The following is a 15,806-nucleotide window of genomic DNA, read 5'->3' as shown; positions in this document are numbered from 1 at the left end:
CCCGCCGTTTTCGTTTTTTGCTGGTGCCTGCCGGCGCGCGATCAGCGCTGCGCTTTCAGCAGACGCGCGGCATCGAGCGCGAAATACGTGAGCACGCCGTCGGCGCCCGCCCGTTTGAACGCGAGCAGCGATTCGAGCACGACCTTGTCGTGGTCGAGCCAGCCGTTCATCGCGGCCGCCTTCAGCATCGCGTATTCGCCGCTCACCTGGTACACGTAGGTCGGGAAGCGGAACTCGTCCTTCACGCGGCGCACGATGTCGAGATACGGCATGCCGGGCTTGACCATCACCATGTCGGCGCCTTCGTCGATGTCGAGGCGCACTTCGCGCAGCGCCTCGTCGCTGTTCGCCGGATCCATCTGGTAGGTCATCTTGTTGCCCTTGCCCAGGTTGGATGCCGAACCGACCGCATCGCGGAACGGGCCGTAGAACGCCGATGCGAACTTCGCCGAATAGGCCATGATGCGCGTATGGATATGGCCGTCGCTTTCCAGCATCTCGCGGATCGCGCCGATGCGGCCGTCCATCATGTCCGACGGCGCGACGATGTCGACGCCGGCTTCCGCCTGCGCACGCGCCTGGTCGATCAGGATCTCGATCGTGTCGTCGTTGATCACGTAGGCGTTCTCGTCGAGCACGCCGTCCTGGCCGTGGCTCGTGTACGGATCGAGCGCGACGTCGGTCAGCACGCCCAGTTCCGGGAAGTGCTTCTTCAGCTCGCGCACCGCGCGCGGGATCAGGCCTTCCGGATTGGCCGCCTCGCGGCCGTCGGGCGTCTTCAGCGACGGCTCGATGGCCGGGAACAGCGACAGCACGGGCACGCCGAGTTCGACGCACTGCTCGGCGACGTGCATCAGCAGATCGACCGACACACGCTCGACGCCGGGCATCGACGGGATGGGCTGGCGCTCGTTGGTGCCTTCGACGACGAACACCGGGTAGATCAGGTCGTCGGTGGTCAGGCGGTTTTCGCGCATCAGGCGGCGGGAGAAGTCGTCGCGGCGCATCCGGCGCGGACGATGAAGCGGATGGAAGCTCATGGCGATTTGGCAGAAATCAGGGCAAGAAGGACCTTACGGAACCCTTAGGTCATTTTCGAGATCGTTGGTATATGATAGCGATCGAGCGGCACGCGTTGCGTGCAGCTCCCCGCTTCTCCTCCCTGAGCGGGTGCCTGTCGTTTTTCGATTAGGCTGTTTGACCCGCCGTTCAACGGCGGGTTTTTTTATGAGCCGGCCGAATCCGCAGGTGCCGTCAGGTGCGCACGGCCGATCCCAGCCGCGCGTTGCCCGTTCATTGTGCTACAGGCTCGCTGTTTTCGTCGGCGACGGACGGCCGCAGCCAGCTCTCGATCAGTTCGTGGGCCTCGTCGAGCCCCGTGCGCTTCAGCGCCGAGAACAGCTGGACCGTCAGCTTGCCCTTCACGCCCTGGTCGCGATACGCGTCGAGCCCCTTCTGCGTGTTGCGCAACGCGTTGATGCTTTCCTGGCGCGTCAATTTGTCGCACTTGGTCAGCAGCGTGTGGATCGGCTTGCCGGTCGGCGCGAACCACTCGATCATGCGCCGGTCGAGATCGGTCAGCGGACGGCGCGAATCCATCATCAGGATCAGGCCGCAGAGCTGCGAGCGCGTCGCGAGATAGGACGACAGCAGCATTTCCCAGTGCGCCTTCGCGGCGCCGGGCACTTCCGCATAGCCGTAGCCGGGCAGGTCGACGAGGTTCGCGACGGGCTCGGCAGCCGGGCCGACGGAGAAGTAGTTGATATGCTGCGTGCGGCCGGGCGTCTTCGACGCGAAGGCCAGCCGCTTCTGGTTGCACAGCACGTTGATCGCCGTCGACTTGCCGGCATTCGAGCGGCCCGCGAACGCGATTTCCGGCTGGACCGTCGGCGGCAGGTCGCGCAGATGGTTGACGGTCGTGTAGAAGCGGGCTTGATGGAGCAAAAAGGCCATGGGAACCGGAAGGACGGGCGGCGCGAGCCGCTTGGTGGAGGCGGGGTAGCCCCGATAGGCGCGGGAGCTTTCAGCACGATATTGTACAATACGGCGGTTTTGCCGAAGGCCACCGGGCGCCTGCCTCGCGCTTTTATGTGGCTTCTGCGGTAGACTGAACGCCGTCGTTTTTTGCAGAACCTCAAATTCCCACAAGACGAAACAGGGTGTGCGAATGAATCGACTGTGCAAGTCTCTGATGGTGCTTCAGGTTGCAGCAGGGTTCGTAGGTTTCGTAGCGGAGGCAAACGCGGCAGATGCGGCCAAGCCGGATCTGGACCGCGGCAAGGCGATTGCCGGGCAAGTGTGCGCGTCGTGTCACGGCGCCGACGGCAATAGCGCGTCGGGCAGTTTCCCGAAGCTCGCCGGCCAGCATCCCGAATATCTGGTCAAGCAGTTGAACGACTTCAAGACGCAGCCGGGCGCGAAGGGGCCGGTGCGTAACAACGCGGTGATGGTCGGATTCGCGAGCGCGTTGAGCGCGGACGACATGCGCAACGTCGCCGCGTACTACGGGTCGCAGACGACGAAGCTCGGTACCGCACGCAATGCGGCGACCGTGCCGGTCGGCCAGAAGATCTATCGCGGCGGCATCGCGGAGAAGGGCGTACCGGCGTGCGCGAGCTGCCACGGGCCGACGGGGCAGGGGATCCCGGTCCAGTACCCGCGTCTGTCGGGGCAATGGGCCGATTACACGGTCGCGCAGTTGACCGCGTTCCAGCAGGGTGCCGGCGCGCGCAACAACAACGAGGCGATGCATCAGATCGCGTCGCGGCTGTCGGATACCGAGATCAAGGCCGTCGCGGATTACATCGCGGGCCTGCGTTGAGCGGTCAGCCGCGAATGGAATGACCGGGCGCCCGAAGGGCGGCCGGAGTCAGAACAAGAAAAGGGTGGGGCGCCGCGCGTTGCGGTTGCCTCGCCCTTCTTTTTTGTCGGCACTCGCCGGGCCGAGCCGGGATGGCGCGGCTTGCAGGCGATGGGGAGTTGCGCTCCCCAGGCGAACATAGTGTGCGTGGGGGCTGTTTCCCCTTAGTCGGAGTTTGAATGAGCGTTACCACGTCGGGGTTGCAGTCGAAGTCGGGTCAGGGTGCGTCGAAACGCGCGGTCGAGCTGCTGAGCTCGATGCGTTTCGCGATCGCGCTGCTGGTGGTGCTGTCGATCGCGAGCATCATCGGCACGGTCCTGACCCAGGACGATCCGTATCCGAACTACGTGAACCAGTTCGGGCCGTTCTGGGCGGACATCTTCCGCTCGCTCGGCCTGTACAACGTGTACAGCGCGTGGTGGTTCATGCTGATCCTGATCTTCCTCGTCACGTCGATCTCGCTGTGCGTGATCCGCAACGCGCCGAAGATGCTCGCCGATGCGAAGAGCTGGAAGGACAAGGTCCGCGAAGGCAGCCTGCGTGCCTTCCACCACAAGGCCGAATACACGGCGTCCGGCACGCGCGCGAGCGTCGCGGCGACGCTCGCCACGTTCGTCACGAAGGCCGGCTACAAGCACGTCGTGCGCGAAACCGACGGCGCGACGCTGATCTCCGCGAAGCGCGGCGCGATGACCAAGTGGGGCTACATCTCCGCACACCTCGCGATCGTCGTGATCTGTATCGGCGGCCTGCTCGACAGCAACCTGCCGATCAAACTCCAGATGCTGATGTTCGGCAAGAGCCCGGTCAACACGAGCGCGACGATCAGCGAGATCTCGCCCGACCATCGCCTGTCCGCGTCGAACCCGACGTTCCGCGGCTACGCGTGGGTGCCGGAGGGCCAGTTCGTGTCGACCGCGATCCTGAACCAGCCGAGCGGCTCGCTGATCCAGGATCTGCCGTTCTCGATCCAGCTCGACAAGTTCATCGTCGATTACTACACGACGGGCATGCCGAAGCTGTTCGCGAGCGACATCGTCGTGATCGATCGCGAGACCGGCCGGAAGATCCCGGCGCGCGTCGAGGTCAACAAGCCGTTCACGTACAAGGGCGTGTCGATCTACCAGTCGAGCTTCCAGGACGGCGGCTCGCAGATGCAGATGACGGCCTATCCGATGACGGGCAGCCACGCGGCGACCGTCCCCGTGAAGGGCACGATCGGCAGCTCGGCGCCGCTGCAGGTCCCGGGCGCCGACGGCGACACGATCGAGTTCTCCGATTTCCGCGCGATCAACGTCGAGAACATGGCCGACGCGAAAGGCAAGCCGGACGTGCGCGGCGTCGCGACGACGAGCTCGCTGAAGGAAGTGTTCGACGAGCGGCTCGGCTCGGGCGCGAAGACGTCGAAGCCGACGCAGCTCCACAACATCGGCCCGTCGGTGCAGTACAAGATTCGCGGCAAGGACGGCCAGGCGCGCGAATTCAACAACTACATGCTGCCGGTCGACATGAACGGCGAGCGCGTGTTCCTCGCCGGCGTGCGCGCGAGCCCGAACGATCCGTTCCGCTACATGCGGATCCCGGCCGACAGCCAGGATTCGATCGGCGAATGGATGCGCCTGCGCGCCGCGCTCGAGGATCCGGCCGTGCGCACCGAAGCCGCCGCGCGCTTCGCGCAGCGCTCGCTGCCGGGCGACGCGTCGCTGCGCGGCCGCCTGCAGGACAGCGCTTCCAAGGTGCTGACCCTTTTTGCGGCGAGCGACGACAGCGTCGGCCGCGGGGCGGACGGCCAGCCGGTCGGCGGCTTCCAGGCGGTGGCGACGTTCATCGACCGCTCGGTGCCGAAGGGCGAGCAGGAGAAGGCCGCGAGCCTGCTGCTGCGGATGCTCGAGGGCTCGATGTGGGAGGTCTGGCAGATCGCGCGCGAGCGTGCCGGCGAGCCGGCCGCGCAGCAGGGCACCGACACGATCCGCTTCGTGCAGAACGCGATCAATGCGCTATCCGACAGCTTCTTGTATGGATCGCCGGTCTATTTGCAGCTTGACTCCTTCAAGCAGGTGCAAGCTTCGGTATTTCAGCTGACGCGCGCACCCGGCAAGAATCTGGTGTATCTTGGCAGCCTGCTGCTGGTCGCCGGCATCTTCTCGATGTTCTACGTGCGCGAGCGGCGGCTCTGGTTCTGGCTGAAGGACGCCGGTTCGGGCGTCGATGTGGTGATGGCAATGTCCACGGCCCGCAAGACCTTCGATTTCGAGAAAGAATTCGTGCAGACGCGCGACGCGGCCGGCGCCGCCTTGCGCGCCGCCCCTCGCGACGCCGCGCCCGCCGGTGCGGCTTCGACGGCCCGCCCGCCTGCCGGCGGCGGTTCCGATTCCGAGAATTCCACCCGGTAACATCATGGATCTCACGCAAGTTTCCTCTTCCCGTACGGCGTCGGCTCCGGCGCCGGCATCGTCGCCGCTGTTCGACGACCGTCCGTTCCTCGCGCGCCTGTCGCTGTTCGACTGGCTGTTCGCCCTGGCGCTGGTGGCGGGCGCAGGCTATGCGCTCGTGCACTACAACGCGCACATGGATTACTACGACAAGGCGGTGATGATCGGCACCGTGCCGGCGCTCGTCGCGCTCGGCTGGCGCTGGAAGCCCGCGCGGCTGATGATGGCGTCGATCGCCGTGCTGTCGCTGCTGTCGATCCAGATCTACCAGGGCGATCTCGCCCGCGCCGATTCGGCGTTCTTCCTCAAGTATTTCCTGTCGAGCCAGTCGGCGATCCTGTGGATGAGCGCGCTGTTCGTGCTCGCGACGATCTTCTACTGGATCGGCCTGCTCGCGCGCTCGGAAACGGGCGCCGCGATCGGCCAGAAGCTCACGTGGGTCGCCGTGCTGATGGGCTTCACGGGGCTGATGGTGCGCTGGTACGAGTCCTACCTGATCGGTGCGGACGTCGGGCATATCCCCGTGTCGAACCTGTATGAAGTGTTCGTGCTGTTCAGCCTGATCACCGCGCTGCTCTATCTGTATTACGAAGGCCACTACGGCACGCGTTCGCTCGGCGCGTTCGTGCTGCTGGTCATCAGCGCGGCGGTCGGCTTCCTGATGTGGTACTCGGTCGCGCGCGATGCGCAGCAGATCCAGCCGCTCGTGCCGGCCCTGCAAAGCTGGTGGATGAAGATCCACGTGCCGGCGAACTTCATCGGCTACGGCAGCTTCGCGCTGTCGGCGATGGTGTCGGTCGCGTACCTGATGAAGGAGCGCGGGATCCTCGCCGATCGCCTGCCGACCCTCGAAGTGCTCGACGACGTGATGTACAAGTCGATCGCGGTCGGTTTCGCGTTCTTCACGATCGCGACGATCCTCGGCGCGCTGTGGGCGGCCGAAGCGTGGGGCGGCTACTGGAGCTGGGACCCGAAGGAAACCTGGGCGCTGATCGTGTGGCTGAACTACGCGGCGTGGCTGCACATGCGGCTGATGAAGGGCCTGCGCGGCGCGGTGGCCGCGTGGTGGGCGCTCACCGGCCTGCTGGTCACGACGTTCGCGTTCCTCGGCGTCAACATGTTCCTGTCCGGGCTGCACAGCTACGGCAAGCTGTAAGATTTCCGTTGCTCGTCCGACTATCGAACCGCCGGTGCACTGCGTGCCCGGCGGTTTTGTTTTGTAACGGGTGGGCGAACCGGGCGTCGAACGGCGCGTGACGAGCCGGGTCGAACGCTGATGAAGCATGCGCGCCGCGCATGCGGGAGGAGCTGCACGATGTGGATCAAACGCCCTTTGCGTAACGTACTGACCGGCGCGGATATCGCGCCGAGCGAGATCACCCCGCGCGCGGTGTTCGAGAACCGGCGGCGCGTGTTGCAGGCGGCCGGCCTCGCGGCCGCGGGCGGCCTGTTCGGCACCAGCGGCGCGGCGCTCGCCGCGTATGCGTCGCCCGACCCGCGGGCGGCGAAGCTCGCGGCAAGAACGAACCCGAAGTTCGTCGCCATCGACAAGGTGACGCCGTTCAAGGACATCACGTCCTACAACAACTTCTACGAATTCGGCACCGACAAGAGCGACCCGGCGCAGAACGCGGGCACGCTGCGGCCGCGTCCGTGGCGCGTGAGCGTCGAAGGCGAGGTGCAGCACCCGAAGGTGTTCGATCTCGACGAGCTGCTGAAGCTCGCGCCGCTCGAGGAGCGCGTGTACCGGCTGCGCTGCGTCGAGGGCTGGTCGATGGTGATCCCTTGGATCGGCGTGCCGCTGTCCGAGCTGATCAAGCGCGTGCAGCCGACCGGCAACGCGAAATACGTGCAGTTCATCACGCTGGCCGATCCGTCGCAGATGCCGGGCCTGTCGACGCCCGTGCTCGACTGGCCGTATTCGGAAGGGCTGCGCATGGACGAGGCGATGAATCCGCTGACGCTGCTGACGATGGGCGTCTACGGGCAGGTGCTGCCGAACCAGAACGGCGCGCCGGTGCGGATCGTCGTGCCGTGGAAGTACGGCTTCAAGAGTGCGAAGTCGCTTGTGAAGATCCGCTTCGTCGACAAGCAGCCGAAGACGAGCTGGAACACGTACGCCGCGAACGAGTACGGCTTTTATTCGAACGTGAACCCGAACGTCGATCATCCGCGCTGGAGCCAGGCGACCGAGCGGCGCATCGGCGAGGACGGCTTCTTCACGCCGAAGCGCAAGACGCTGATGTTCAACGGCTACGGCGATCTGGTCGCATCGATGTATCAGGGCATGGACCTGAAGAAGAACTTCTGAGCGCGACGGTGAGAAACGACATGCCTCCTTCGACGCTCACGCCCGTGCGTGCCACAGGCGCCGAACCGGCCGCACGCGCGGCGCGGGCCGGTGCCGTCCGTCCCGCCGCGCCGCGCTGGCTCGCACCGGCCAAGGTGCTGGTGTTCGCGGCCGGCCTCTATCCGCTCGCGCGCATCGTGCTGTTCGGGCTGACCGACCGGCTGGGCGCGAATCCGATCGAATTCATCACGCGCTCGACGGGCTTGTGGACGCTCGTCCTGTTGTGCGTCACGCTGGCCGTCACGCCGCTCAGGCGCATGACGGGCTTCGCGCCGCTGCTGCGCTTTCGCCGGATGATCGGGCTGTTCGCGTTCTTTTACGCGATGCTGCATTTCACGACCTACCTGTGGTTCGACAAGTGGTTCGACGTCGTCGCGATCCTGAAGGACGTCGGCAAGCGCCCGTTCATCACGGTCGGCTTCGCGGCGTTCGTGCTGCTGATTCCGCTCGCCGCGACGTCGCCGCGCGCGATGGTGCGCCGGCTCGGTCGCCACTGGGCGACGCTGCACCGCGCGATCTACGCGATCGCGCTGTTCGGCGTGCTGCACTTCTGGTGGATGCGGGCCGGCAAGCACAATCTCGGGCAGCCGAAGCTCTACGCGGCGATCGTCGCCGCGCTGCTCGGCTGGCGGCTGGTGGCGTGGGGATGGCGGCGCGTGCGCGCGTGACGGGGCGGCCGGAAAAACAAAAGGCGATGACCGGGAAGTCATCGCCTCGTTGCGCGCCGCGCGGGCGGCAGCGCGTCGTTACTTCGTGGCGGCCGGGCCCGATGCCGGGGCGGGCATGGTCGATGCGCTGCTCGACAGTTCGGGCGACAGCATGAGCGGCGAGCCGGACGTGTCGGGCGTCTCGTCGGACGACGCGTTTTCGTCGGTCGGTTTCACGTCCGACGGCGGCGTGTCCTGCTGCTGGATCGGCTTGGGCATCGGAGGCACGGTGGGCAGATAGAGTGCGCCGCTTTGACCGCAGCCGGCAAGAATCGCCAAAGCCGCTACAATCGCGCTCATCCGGAAAACGACTCGCATGATCGTTCCTGAACAATTTAACCGATAGAGTTTAGCATGTCCGATACTGAATACCTGGCCCGTGCCGAGGCCGTGCTCGCGGCCGTCGAGCGTACCGTGGACGTCGCGAACGACGGCGATCACGACATCGATCTGGAGCGCAACGGCAGCGTGCTGACGCTGACGTTCGAGAACGGTTCGAAGATCATCGTCAACCTGCAGCCGCCGATGAAGGAAGTGTGGATCGCCGCGAAGGCGGGCGGATTCCACTACCGTTTCATCGACGGCGCATGGCGCGATACGCGCACCGGCACCGAATTCTTCTCGGCGCTCACCGAGTACGCGACCCAGCAGGCCGGCCTGCCGATCACGTTCAGCGCGTGACGGCCGGGGCAGCAGGCCCCGAACGTCGGCCCCAAAGAAAAAGCGCCCCGCGGGGCGCTTTTTTCATGGTCGGGCCGCGGGTCAGTGGCCCTGGAACAGGTTCATGATGTCCTGCTTTTCCTGCTCGTCGACGTGCGGCACGGCCTCGTCGACGTTCTGCGCGGCCGGCGCCTGCGGCACGCCGACCGTCGACACGAAGCCGTGCCCCGGCGTGAACTCGGTGAAGTACAGTTCGCCGCCGAGCGATTCGACGCCGTCCGGCACCGTCGGCTTGAACTCGGGCACGCCCTTCAGCGCGGCGCCCATGTAGTCGATCCAGACCGGCAGCGACAGGCCGCCGCCGGTTTCGCGATCGCCGAGGCTGCGCGGATTGTCGTAGCCGATCCACGCGATCGCGGCGAGCGTGTGCTGGTAGCCGGCGAACCACGCGTCGTGCGAGTCGTTCGTCGTGCCGGTCTTGCCCGCGAGGTCGGTGCGCTTCAGTATGTTGGTCCGCGCGCCCGTGCCGCGCTGCGCGACGCTCTGCAGCAGGCTGTTCATCACGTAGGCGTTGCGTGCGTCGATCGCGCGCGGCGCATTCTGCTCGGCGATGAGCGGCTGCGCGCGCGCGACGATCGCGCCGTTCGGATCGGTGACTTCGGCGATCAGGTACGGATTGACGCGGTAGCCGCCGTTCGCGAAGACCGAGTACGCGCCGGCCATCTGCAGCGGCGTGACCTGGCCGGCGCCGAGCGCCATCGGCAGATAGGCCGGATGGCGATCGGCGTCGAAGCCGAAGCGCGTGATGTATTGCTGCGCGTATTTCGTGCCGATGTTGTTGAGAATCCGGATCGACACGAGGTTGCGCGAGCGCTGCAGCGCGGTGCGCATCGACATCGGGCCCTCGAAGCCGCCGCCGTAGTTCTTCGGCTCCCACGGCTGGCCGCCCGTTTCCGCGGCGCTGAAATACAGCGGGCCGTCGTTGATCACGGTGGCCGGCCCGAGGCCCTTGTCGAGCGACGCCGAGTAGATGAACGGCTTGAACGACGAACCCGGCTGCCGCCACGCCTGCGTGACGTGGTTGAACTTGTTCTTGTTGTAGTCGAAGCCGCCGACGAGCGAGCGGATCGCCCCGTCCTGCGGGACGATCGACAGGAACGCGCCTTCGACCTGCGGCAACTGCGTGATCGACCACTTGCCGGCGTCGTTCTTCACCACGCGCACGATCGCGCCCGGCCGGATGCGGCGGTTCGGCTGCGCGTTGGCCGACAGCGCGCCCGACGCGAAGCGCAGGTTGTCGCCGTCGATCGTCGCGGTGCTGCCGTCGATGAACGCCACCGTGATCTGGCGCGGGCTCGCGGTGGTCACGACCGCGGCGATCAGCTCGCCGTTGTCGGGGTGCTCGAGCAGCGCGTCGTCGATCGCCTGTTCGCGGTCGTCGGCACCGGCCGGCAGCTCGATGAAGCCTTCCGGCCCGCGATAGCCGTGGCGGCGCTCGTAATCCATGATGCCCTTGCGCAGCGCGGTGTACGCGACCTGCTGGTCCGCGGAATCGATCGTCGTGACGACGTTGAAGCCGCGTGTGTAGGTTTCCTCGCGATACTGCGCGTACATCATCTGTCTGACCATTTCGGCCACGTACTCGGCGTGCACGCTGAAGTCGCGGCCCGGACCCTTGACGACGAGCGGCTGCGCGGATGCTTCGTCGTACTGTTCGCGCGTGATGAAGTTCAGCTCGAGCATCCGCTGGAGGATGTATTCCTGGCGCACCTTCGCGCGCTTCGGGTTCACGACCGGGTTGTACGCGGACGGCGCCTTCGGCAGCCCCGCGAGCATCGCGGCTTCCGCGAGCGTGATGTCCTTCAGGTCCTTGCCGAAATAGACCCGCGCGGCGCTCGCGAAGCCGTACGCGCGCTGGCCGAGATAGATCTGATTCATGTAGACCTCGAGAATCTGATCCTTGGTCAGCGCGCGCTCGATCCGGTACGCGAGCAGCATCTCGTAGATCTTGCGCGTGTAGGTCTTCTCGCTCGACAGGAAGAAGTTGCGCGCGACCTGCATCGTGATCGTGCTCGCGCCCTGCGACGCATGGCCGTTCGTCAGCGCGACGAAGCCGGCGCGGATGATACCGGTGAGGTCAACGCCGCCGTGGTCGTAGAAGCGCGCGTCCTCGATCGCGAGGATCGCTTTCTTCAGCGAGTCGGGCACGTCCTTGAAATGGACGACGTCGCGACGCTCCTCGCCGAATTCGCCGATCAGCACGTGATCGGACGTATAGATGCGCAGCGGCACCTTCGGCCGATAGTCGGTCAACGCGTCGAGCGACGGCATGTTCGGCCAGGCCACGACGAGCGCGTAGCCGAGCACGAGGCCGCCGGCCACGACGAGGGCCACGCACATCGCGGCGAAGCCGAGCAGGACTTTTTGCCACCAGGGCCGCTTCTTCGGCTCCGGGGCGGGAGGCGGGGACGTAGGAGTCGTGGATTGCATAGGCATACCGGAAAACAGTCCCGCGATTATAGCTGCCCGGTAAGACCGGTCCTGACGCGGGGGGCGCCCGTCGGAAAGCCGCGGGTCGGCGTGCCGTCAGCATAGTCCGTGCACGGCTGCCGTGAGCAGATACTGGCCGTTTGGCCGACTGTCGGCCGCGCGCGTCGCTTTGCAGAATCAGGTCTCGGAAACGCGGCGTGGGCCGCGAAGATCTCGGGAGGCTGGGATGGCAGGACGATGGGTGGCGCGGTTTGCACAGGGCAGGCATCGGTCGACGGGAATCGACGTCGGTGCGCACGAGGTGCGGGTGGCCGTGCTGAGCCGGCGCGGCAGGGAAGCGAACGTGCACGTCGAGGGGCTCGAGCGGGAACCGGTCGGGTTGGCGGACGGGCCGGAGGACGCGCGCTGGGCAGCGGTCGCGCGCTCGCTCGCGGCAGCGGTGGCGCGGCTGTCGGCGGCCGAGGTGCGGTGCGACGCATGCGGCGTGATGGCGCTGAACGACGACGAGATGCGCACCGCGACACTCGATCTGGCCGGGCGCGGCGACATCGAGGATGCCGCGCGGCAGGCCGCCGAACGCATCTCGGGGCTCGCGCCGGACAGTCTCGCGTTCGACTGGCGGCATTACGGCGGCGTGCGGTCCGGCGAGATCGCGGTGGCGGTGGCGCCGCTGGCGCTGCTCGAGCGGCGGATCGACGTGGCCGCGCAGGCCGGTATCGACCTGACGGTGATCGATGGCGAGTCGGCCGCCGTGCTGCGCGCGCTGCGCTATGCCGCGCGGTTCGAGCTCGACGCGCAGGGCGCCTACGCCGTGCTCTGGTTCCGCGACGCGGGCGTGCGCGGCTGGCGAATCGACGGCTCGTCGGTCGTCCCGGTGCTGACGTTGTCCGGCACGTTGCCGGAGGCACTTCCCGATGCGTTGCGCCGGCACGTGTTCGGGGACGTGCGTTGCGTATTCGTCGCCGGGGACGAGCGATGCATCGCCCGCTTCGATACGTCCGTCGCCGCGATCGGCGACGTGCTCGGCACGGCGGTGGTCCCGTTCGACTGCACGGGCTGGGACGGCCAGCCGTGCGCGCGCGCCGGCATGCCGGGCGGCCCGGCGTTTGCCGTCGCGTTCGGGCTGGCGTTGCGCGGGGTGTGGGAATGATGGCCGCTCACGTGGCGGCAAACGCGGGCGCGGCGGTGGCGGCCGAGCAGGCGCTCCACGCGGTGCTCGGCGACTTCAATCTGCTGCCGTACCGCGAGCGGTTGGCGCACGCGTTGCGGCGTCGCCGGGCCGCGCAGTGCGGTGTGGCGATGCTGCTGGGCGTGCTCGGCGTCGGCCTGTGGACGGGCGCCGCCGTGTTGTCGCGGTGGCGGGTGGACGCGGAGCGCGCCGGCGTGGAGGCACGGCTGCGGCAGTTGCAGCCGCAGGTGGCAGTTGCGACGCGCGTCGCCAATGCCGCCGCGGCCATCGCGCAGCGCGACGCGCAGGCGGCTGCGCTGGCCGCGCCTTACCGGCGCGTGGCAGCGTTGCTGGCGACCCTGAAGCAGGTGCGCGCCGATCATATCCGGCTCGACGCGCTGCGCATGACGACGACCGGCGCCGTGCTCGATGCGCGCGCCGTGAGTTACCGGGCGGCTGCGCGGTGGCTCGCCGCGATGGCGCGCGAGCAGCGCGACTGGCGGATCGATATAGAGACGTTGAAGCCTGCCTCGGATGCGCCGGCTTCGACGGCCGGGACGCCGTTCCGGTTTTCCGTGCAGTTGCGCTGGCACGGCGCGATGTCGTCGCGGACGGTGTCGGGAGGTGGAGCATGACGGCGCTCGTGCATCGGCCGGCGCTGCGCGCAGGCGCCGCGCCGGGCCGCGTGCCGCGCGTGCCGCCGGCGGCCGCGCATGCCGCGGGTTGCGTGCTGGCGTTCGCGGCCGTGCTGGCAGGCGGCATTCATCTGGCGAATGCCGCCGACTGGAGCGGGCTGGCGCAGAGTCGCGCGTTGCTCGCCGCAGCGCAGTCGCGCGCGGCCGATGCGCAGGGCGTGCTGGCTGCCGCTGGACAGCGACGCGACGGACATCCTGCGTCAACGCGTGGCGAGCGCTTGCCGCCTACGCCGGAATGGGCCGCGCTGATGCTGGCGCTGGCCGATCTCGCCGCGTCGAGCGGGTTCCACGGCGTATCGATCGAACCGCAGCGCGCCGATGGCGCGGCACCGGACGGCCGACGCACCGTGCACATCGCCGCGGATGGCGGTTTTCGCGCGCTGCTGCATATGGTTGACGGGCTGGCGCGCTTCCCGGTGCTGGCGGTACCGTCGGCGCTGCGTATCGAACGCGGCACGTCGGCGGCGCGGGTGGACATGTCCGTCGACGTGTTTCCGGCGCTGCCGGCGACAGCGGTTACAGCGGGCAACACGCCGGTTCGCGCCGCTGCGCCCGACGCCGATCCGTTCGGCGACGCGGCCCCGGCCGAAGCGGCGGGGCGCGCAGCCCGCCTTGCCGGCACGATTCGCGACGCGCGTACCGGTCTCGCGTTGTTCGACGACGGCGACGGCGCGTTCACGGCCGTCGCGCCTGGCGACGTGCTCGGGGCCGCGCGCGTGGTGCGTGTCGACCGCGCGGCCGTGACGCTTGCGACGGCGGACGGATCGCTGCGGCTCGTCCTGGACGACGGAGGCCGGCCATGACCAAGCACGGCTATTGGGTGCTCGCCGTCTGGGCCGGCGTGACGGCGGCCGGCGCAAACGCGTCGTTGCCGCCGCTGCCGGCGGTCTGGCCGGCCGGGTCGACGGATGTGTCGGTGCCGGGTTTGCCGCAGCCGCAGCGCGTGGCCGAAGGCGTGGACAGCGCGGTAGCGCACGACGCCGGCTCGCCGCCATTCGATCAGGCGGCGCGCACGGCGGCGCAGACGGAAACCGCCGCAACGGCCCCGACACTGGAGGGACCGCCGATCCCGCTGGCGCCGCCGGCCCGGATGAGCGACGCCGCGGCACGGCAACCGGGCGATGCGGATGACGCGCGGCGGCTCTCGCTGAATCTGCAGGGCGTCGGGCTCGCCGCTGCGTTCGACGCGATCGCGCGGTTCACGGGGCTCAATATCGTCGTCGGCGAACAGGTGCGCGGCACGGTCACGTTACGTCTGAACAATGTCCGCTGGCGCGACGCGTTCGACACGCTGCTCGACACGCACGGGCTCGCGATGTCCCGGCGCGGCAACGTGATCTGGGTCACACCGGCGGCCGAGCTGGCTGCGCGCGAACGCGAGCGCTTCGACATGCACGCGCGGGCCGCCGATCTGGAGCCGCTCGCGAGCCGGACGTTCGCGCTGCACTATCCGCGCGCGCAGGACGTGCAACGGCTGCTGGCCGGCGCGACCGGCCAGCGCCTGCTGTCGAAGCGCGGCGCGGCGGCGGCCGATCCGCGTACCAACCTGCTGTTCGTGACCGATCTCGCGCCGCGTATCGTGCAGATCGCGGGCCTGATCGACGCGATCGACCGGCCGTCGGGGCAGGTCCGGATCGAGGCCCGCATCGTCGAAGGCGAGCAGGGTTTCTCGCGCAACCTCGGCGCACGTGTCGCGCTGCGTGCGCAGGGGCGGCCGTCGTCGGCCGAGGGCGCGTCCTTCGCGGCGGACGCGCGCAACGCGCTTGACCTCGCCGCGCGGCCGCTCGGCGGCTTCGACGCGGCGACCGCCGGCTTCACGCTGTTCTCCGCGCCGCTCAGCCGCGTACTCGACATCGAGTTGAGCGCGCTGGAGGCCCAAGGCCGGGGCCAGATCGTTTCGCGTCCGCGGGTGGTGACGGCCGACCGCGTGAAGGCCATCGTCGAGCAGGGCTCCGAGCTGCCGTACCAGGCGAAGGTGGGCAATGGCATGAGCGGCGTGCAGTTCCGCCGCGCGACGCTCAAGCTCGAGGTCGAGCCGCAGATCACGCCGGACGGGCGCGTGGTGCTCGATCTCGACGTGACCAAGGACAGCGTCGGCGAGCCGACCGCGGCGGGCCCTGCGATCCATACGAAGCATGTGCAGACGCGCGTCGAGGTCGAGAACGGCGGGACGGTCGCGATCGGCGGCATCTATGAACAACTGAACCGGAACGATGTGACGCGGGTGCCGCTCTTGGGCAAAATACCGTTTCTGGGCGCGCTTTTCCGGCACCGCGCGCAGCGCGACCAGCGCAACGAACTGGTCGTCTTCATCACGCCGACCGTCGTCGATGCGCGCTGCGGCGCACCCGGCGCGGGCGACGCGGATGCCGAGAAAACGGGGCCGGAAGCCGCCGGCGCAGGCTCGACAAGGCAGCCGCTTTGCCAGTAAGCTGCGCCACACA

General features: G+C 67.9%; 14 protein-coding genes. 10 read left to right on the top strand and 4 right to left on the bottom strand.

The genetic code is table 11. The features are described from left to right. Positions 1-41 precede the first annotated feature (41 nt). Both hemB and yihA read right to left on the bottom strand, forming a co-directional pair. The gene (gene hemB, locus HWX14_RS34890) at positions 42-1,040 is read right to left on the bottom strand and encodes a porphobilinogen synthase (RefSeq protein WP_175886616.1); all 999 of its coding nucleotides are present in this window, start codon (positions 1,038-1,040) and stop codon (positions 42-44) included. A 253-nt stretch (positions 1,041-1,293) separates the two neighbouring features. After that, positions 1,294-1,953: a ribosome biogenesis GTP-binding protein YihA/YsxC gene (gene yihA, locus HWX14_RS34885; protein WP_050013163.1), complete on the bottom strand. Its 660-nt coding sequence runs from the start codon at positions 1,951-1,953 to the stop codon at positions 1,294-1,296. A gap of 214 nt (positions 1,954-2,167) precedes the next feature. On the opposite strand from yihA, the gene HWX14_RS34880 reads away from it, so the two are divergent. The 5 genes from HWX14_RS34880 (at position 2,168) to msrQ (ending at position 8,310) form a co-directional block, all read left to right on the top strand. Next, complete coding sequence (locus HWX14_RS34880; RefSeq protein ID WP_012492295.1) at positions 2,168-2,821, top strand: c-type cytochrome; 654 nt, start codon at positions 2,168-2,170, stop codon at positions 2,819-2,821. Positions 2,822-3,039: 218 nt separating this feature from the next. Continuing rightward, on the top strand, positions 3,040-5,253 hold the full coding sequence (locus HWX14_RS34875) for a cytochrome c biogenesis protein ResB (RefSeq protein ID WP_175886615.1): 2,214 nt from the start codon (positions 3,040-3,042) through the stop codon (positions 5,251-5,253). Positions 5,254-5,257: 4 nt separating this feature from the next. After that, a complete protein-coding gene (gene ccsB / locus HWX14_RS34870; protein WP_059640222.1) occupies positions 5,258-6,448 on the top strand; it encodes a c-type cytochrome biogenesis protein CcsB in 1,191 nt (396 codons plus the stop codon). 159 nt (positions 6,449-6,607) lie between these two features. Then, positions 6,608-7,603, top strand: a complete 996-nt coding sequence (gene msrP, locus HWX14_RS34865) for a protein-methionine-sulfoxide reductase catalytic subunit MsrP (protein ID WP_175886614.1) — start codon at positions 6,608-6,610, stop codon at positions 7,601-7,603. A 20-nt stretch (positions 7,604-7,623) separates the two neighbouring features. Continuing rightward, positions 7,624-8,310, top strand: coding sequence for a protein-methionine-sulfoxide reductase heme-binding subunit MsrQ (msrQ, locus tag HWX14_RS34860; protein ID WP_175886613.1), 687 nt, complete (start codon positions 7,624-7,626; stop codon positions 8,308-8,310). Between the two features lie 78 nt (positions 8,311-8,388). Here msrQ and HWX14_RS34855 read toward each other — a convergent pair whose 3' ends face one another. Further along, complete coding sequence (locus HWX14_RS34855; protein WP_175886612.1) at positions 8,389-8,667, bottom strand: lipoprotein; 279 nt, start codon at positions 8,665-8,667, stop codon at positions 8,389-8,391. A 36-nt stretch (positions 8,668-8,703) separates the two neighbouring features. Between HWX14_RS34855 and cyaY the strand changes: the two genes are divergently transcribed. Beyond that, positions 8,704-9,030, top strand: a complete 327-nt coding sequence (cyaY, locus tag HWX14_RS34850; protein WP_175886611.1) for an iron donor protein CyaY — start codon at positions 8,704-8,706, stop codon at positions 9,028-9,030. A gap of 81 nt (positions 9,031-9,111) precedes the next feature. On the opposite strand, the gene HWX14_RS34845 is transcribed toward cyaY, so the two are convergent. Next, a complete protein-coding gene (locus HWX14_RS34845) occupies positions 9,112-11,505 on the bottom strand; it encodes a penicillin-binding protein 1A (protein WP_175886610.1) in 2,394 nt (797 codons plus the stop codon). Between the two features lie 220 nt (positions 11,506-11,725). On the opposite strand from HWX14_RS34845, the gene HWX14_RS34840 reads away from it, so the two are divergent. Genes HWX14_RS34840 through pilQ form a run of 4 tightly spaced genes read left to right on the top strand, consistent with a single transcriptional unit; the run spans position 11,726 to position 15,793 of the window. Beyond that, the gene (locus tag HWX14_RS34840; protein ID WP_175886609.1) at positions 11,726-12,649 is read left to right on the top strand and encodes a competence protein ComA; all 924 of its coding nucleotides are present in this window, start codon (positions 11,726-11,728) and stop codon (positions 12,647-12,649) included. After that, positions 12,649-13,302 (top strand): fimbrial protein, encoded by a 654-nt coding sequence (locus HWX14_RS34835; RefSeq protein ID WP_175886622.1) that lies wholly within the window; start codon positions 12,649-12,651, stop codon positions 13,300-13,302. Before HWX14_RS34840 ends, HWX14_RS34835 begins: the two co-directional genes overlap by 1 nt. Continuing rightward, entirely contained in the window at positions 13,299-14,165 is an 867-nt protein-coding gene (locus HWX14_RS34830; RefSeq protein WP_175886608.1) for a pilus assembly protein, read from the top strand. The genes HWX14_RS34835 and HWX14_RS34830 overlap by 4 nt, the downstream gene beginning before the upstream one ends. Then, positions 14,162-15,793, top strand: a complete 1,632-nt coding sequence (pilQ, locus tag HWX14_RS34825; RefSeq protein WP_175886607.1) for a type IV pilus secretin PilQ — start codon at positions 14,162-14,164, stop codon at positions 15,791-15,793. The genes HWX14_RS34830 and pilQ overlap by 4 nt, the downstream gene beginning before the upstream one ends. Positions 15,794-15,806: the final 13 nt, after the last annotated feature.

The sequence above is a fragment of the Burkholderia sp. BCC0044 genome, assembly GCF_902832955.1.
GTDB lineage: Bacteria > Pseudomonadota > Gammaproteobacteria > Burkholderiales > Burkholderiaceae > Burkholderia.
Note: the sequence above shows the minus strand (reverse complement) of the source record. Positions and strands in the feature narration are given on the sequence as shown.

Excerpts from the sequence above, each read along its gene's own strand:
- msrQ (WP_175886613.1), top strand. The coding sequence starts at position 7,624 with ATGCCTCCTTCGACGCTCACGCCCGTGCGTGCCACAGGCGCCGAACCG.
- HWX14_RS34840 (WP_175886609.1), top strand. The coding sequence starts at position 11,726 with ATGGCAGGACGATGGGTGGCGCGGTTTGCACAGGGCAGGCATCGGTCG.
- hemB (WP_175886616.1), bottom strand. The coding sequence starts at position 1,040 with ATGAGCTTCCATCCGCTTCATCGTCCGCGCCGGATGCGCCGCGACGAC.
- pilQ (WP_175886607.1), top strand. The coding sequence starts at position 14,162 with ATGACCAAGCACGGCTATTGGGTGCTCGCCGTCTGGGCCGGCGTGACG.
- HWX14_RS34835 (WP_175886622.1), top strand. The coding sequence starts at position 12,649 with ATGGCCGCTCACGTGGCGGCAAACGCGGGCGCGGCGGTGGCGGCCGAG.
- HWX14_RS34830 (WP_175886608.1), top strand. The coding sequence starts at position 13,299 with ATGACGGCGCTCGTGCATCGGCCGGCGCTGCGCGCAGGCGCCGCGCCG.
- HWX14_RS34875 (WP_175886615.1), top strand. The coding sequence starts at position 3,040 with ATGAGCGTTACCACGTCGGGGTTGCAGTCGAAGTCGGGTCAGGGTGCG.
- msrP (WP_175886614.1), top strand. The coding sequence starts at position 6,608 with ATGTGGATCAAACGCCCTTTGCGTAACGTACTGACCGGCGCGGATATC.
- HWX14_RS34845 (WP_175886610.1), bottom strand. The coding sequence starts at position 11,505 with ATGCCTATGCAATCCACGACTCCTACGTCCCCGCCTCCCGCCCCGGAG.
- yihA (WP_050013163.1), bottom strand. The coding sequence starts at position 1,953 with ATGGCCTTTTTGCTCCATCAAGCCCGCTTCTACACGACCGTCAACCAT.
- HWX14_RS34855 (WP_175886612.1), bottom strand. The coding sequence starts at position 8,667 with ATGCGAGTCGTTTTCCGGATGAGCGCGATTGTAGCGGCTTTGGCGATT.
- cyaY (WP_175886611.1), top strand. The coding sequence starts at position 8,704 with ATGTCCGATACTGAATACCTGGCCCGTGCCGAGGCCGTGCTCGCGGCC.
- ccsB (WP_059640222.1), top strand. The coding sequence starts at position 5,258 with ATGGATCTCACGCAAGTTTCCTCTTCCCGTACGGCGTCGGCTCCGGCG.
- HWX14_RS34880 (WP_012492295.1), top strand. The coding sequence starts at position 2,168 with ATGAATCGACTGTGCAAGTCTCTGATGGTGCTTCAGGTTGCAGCAGGG.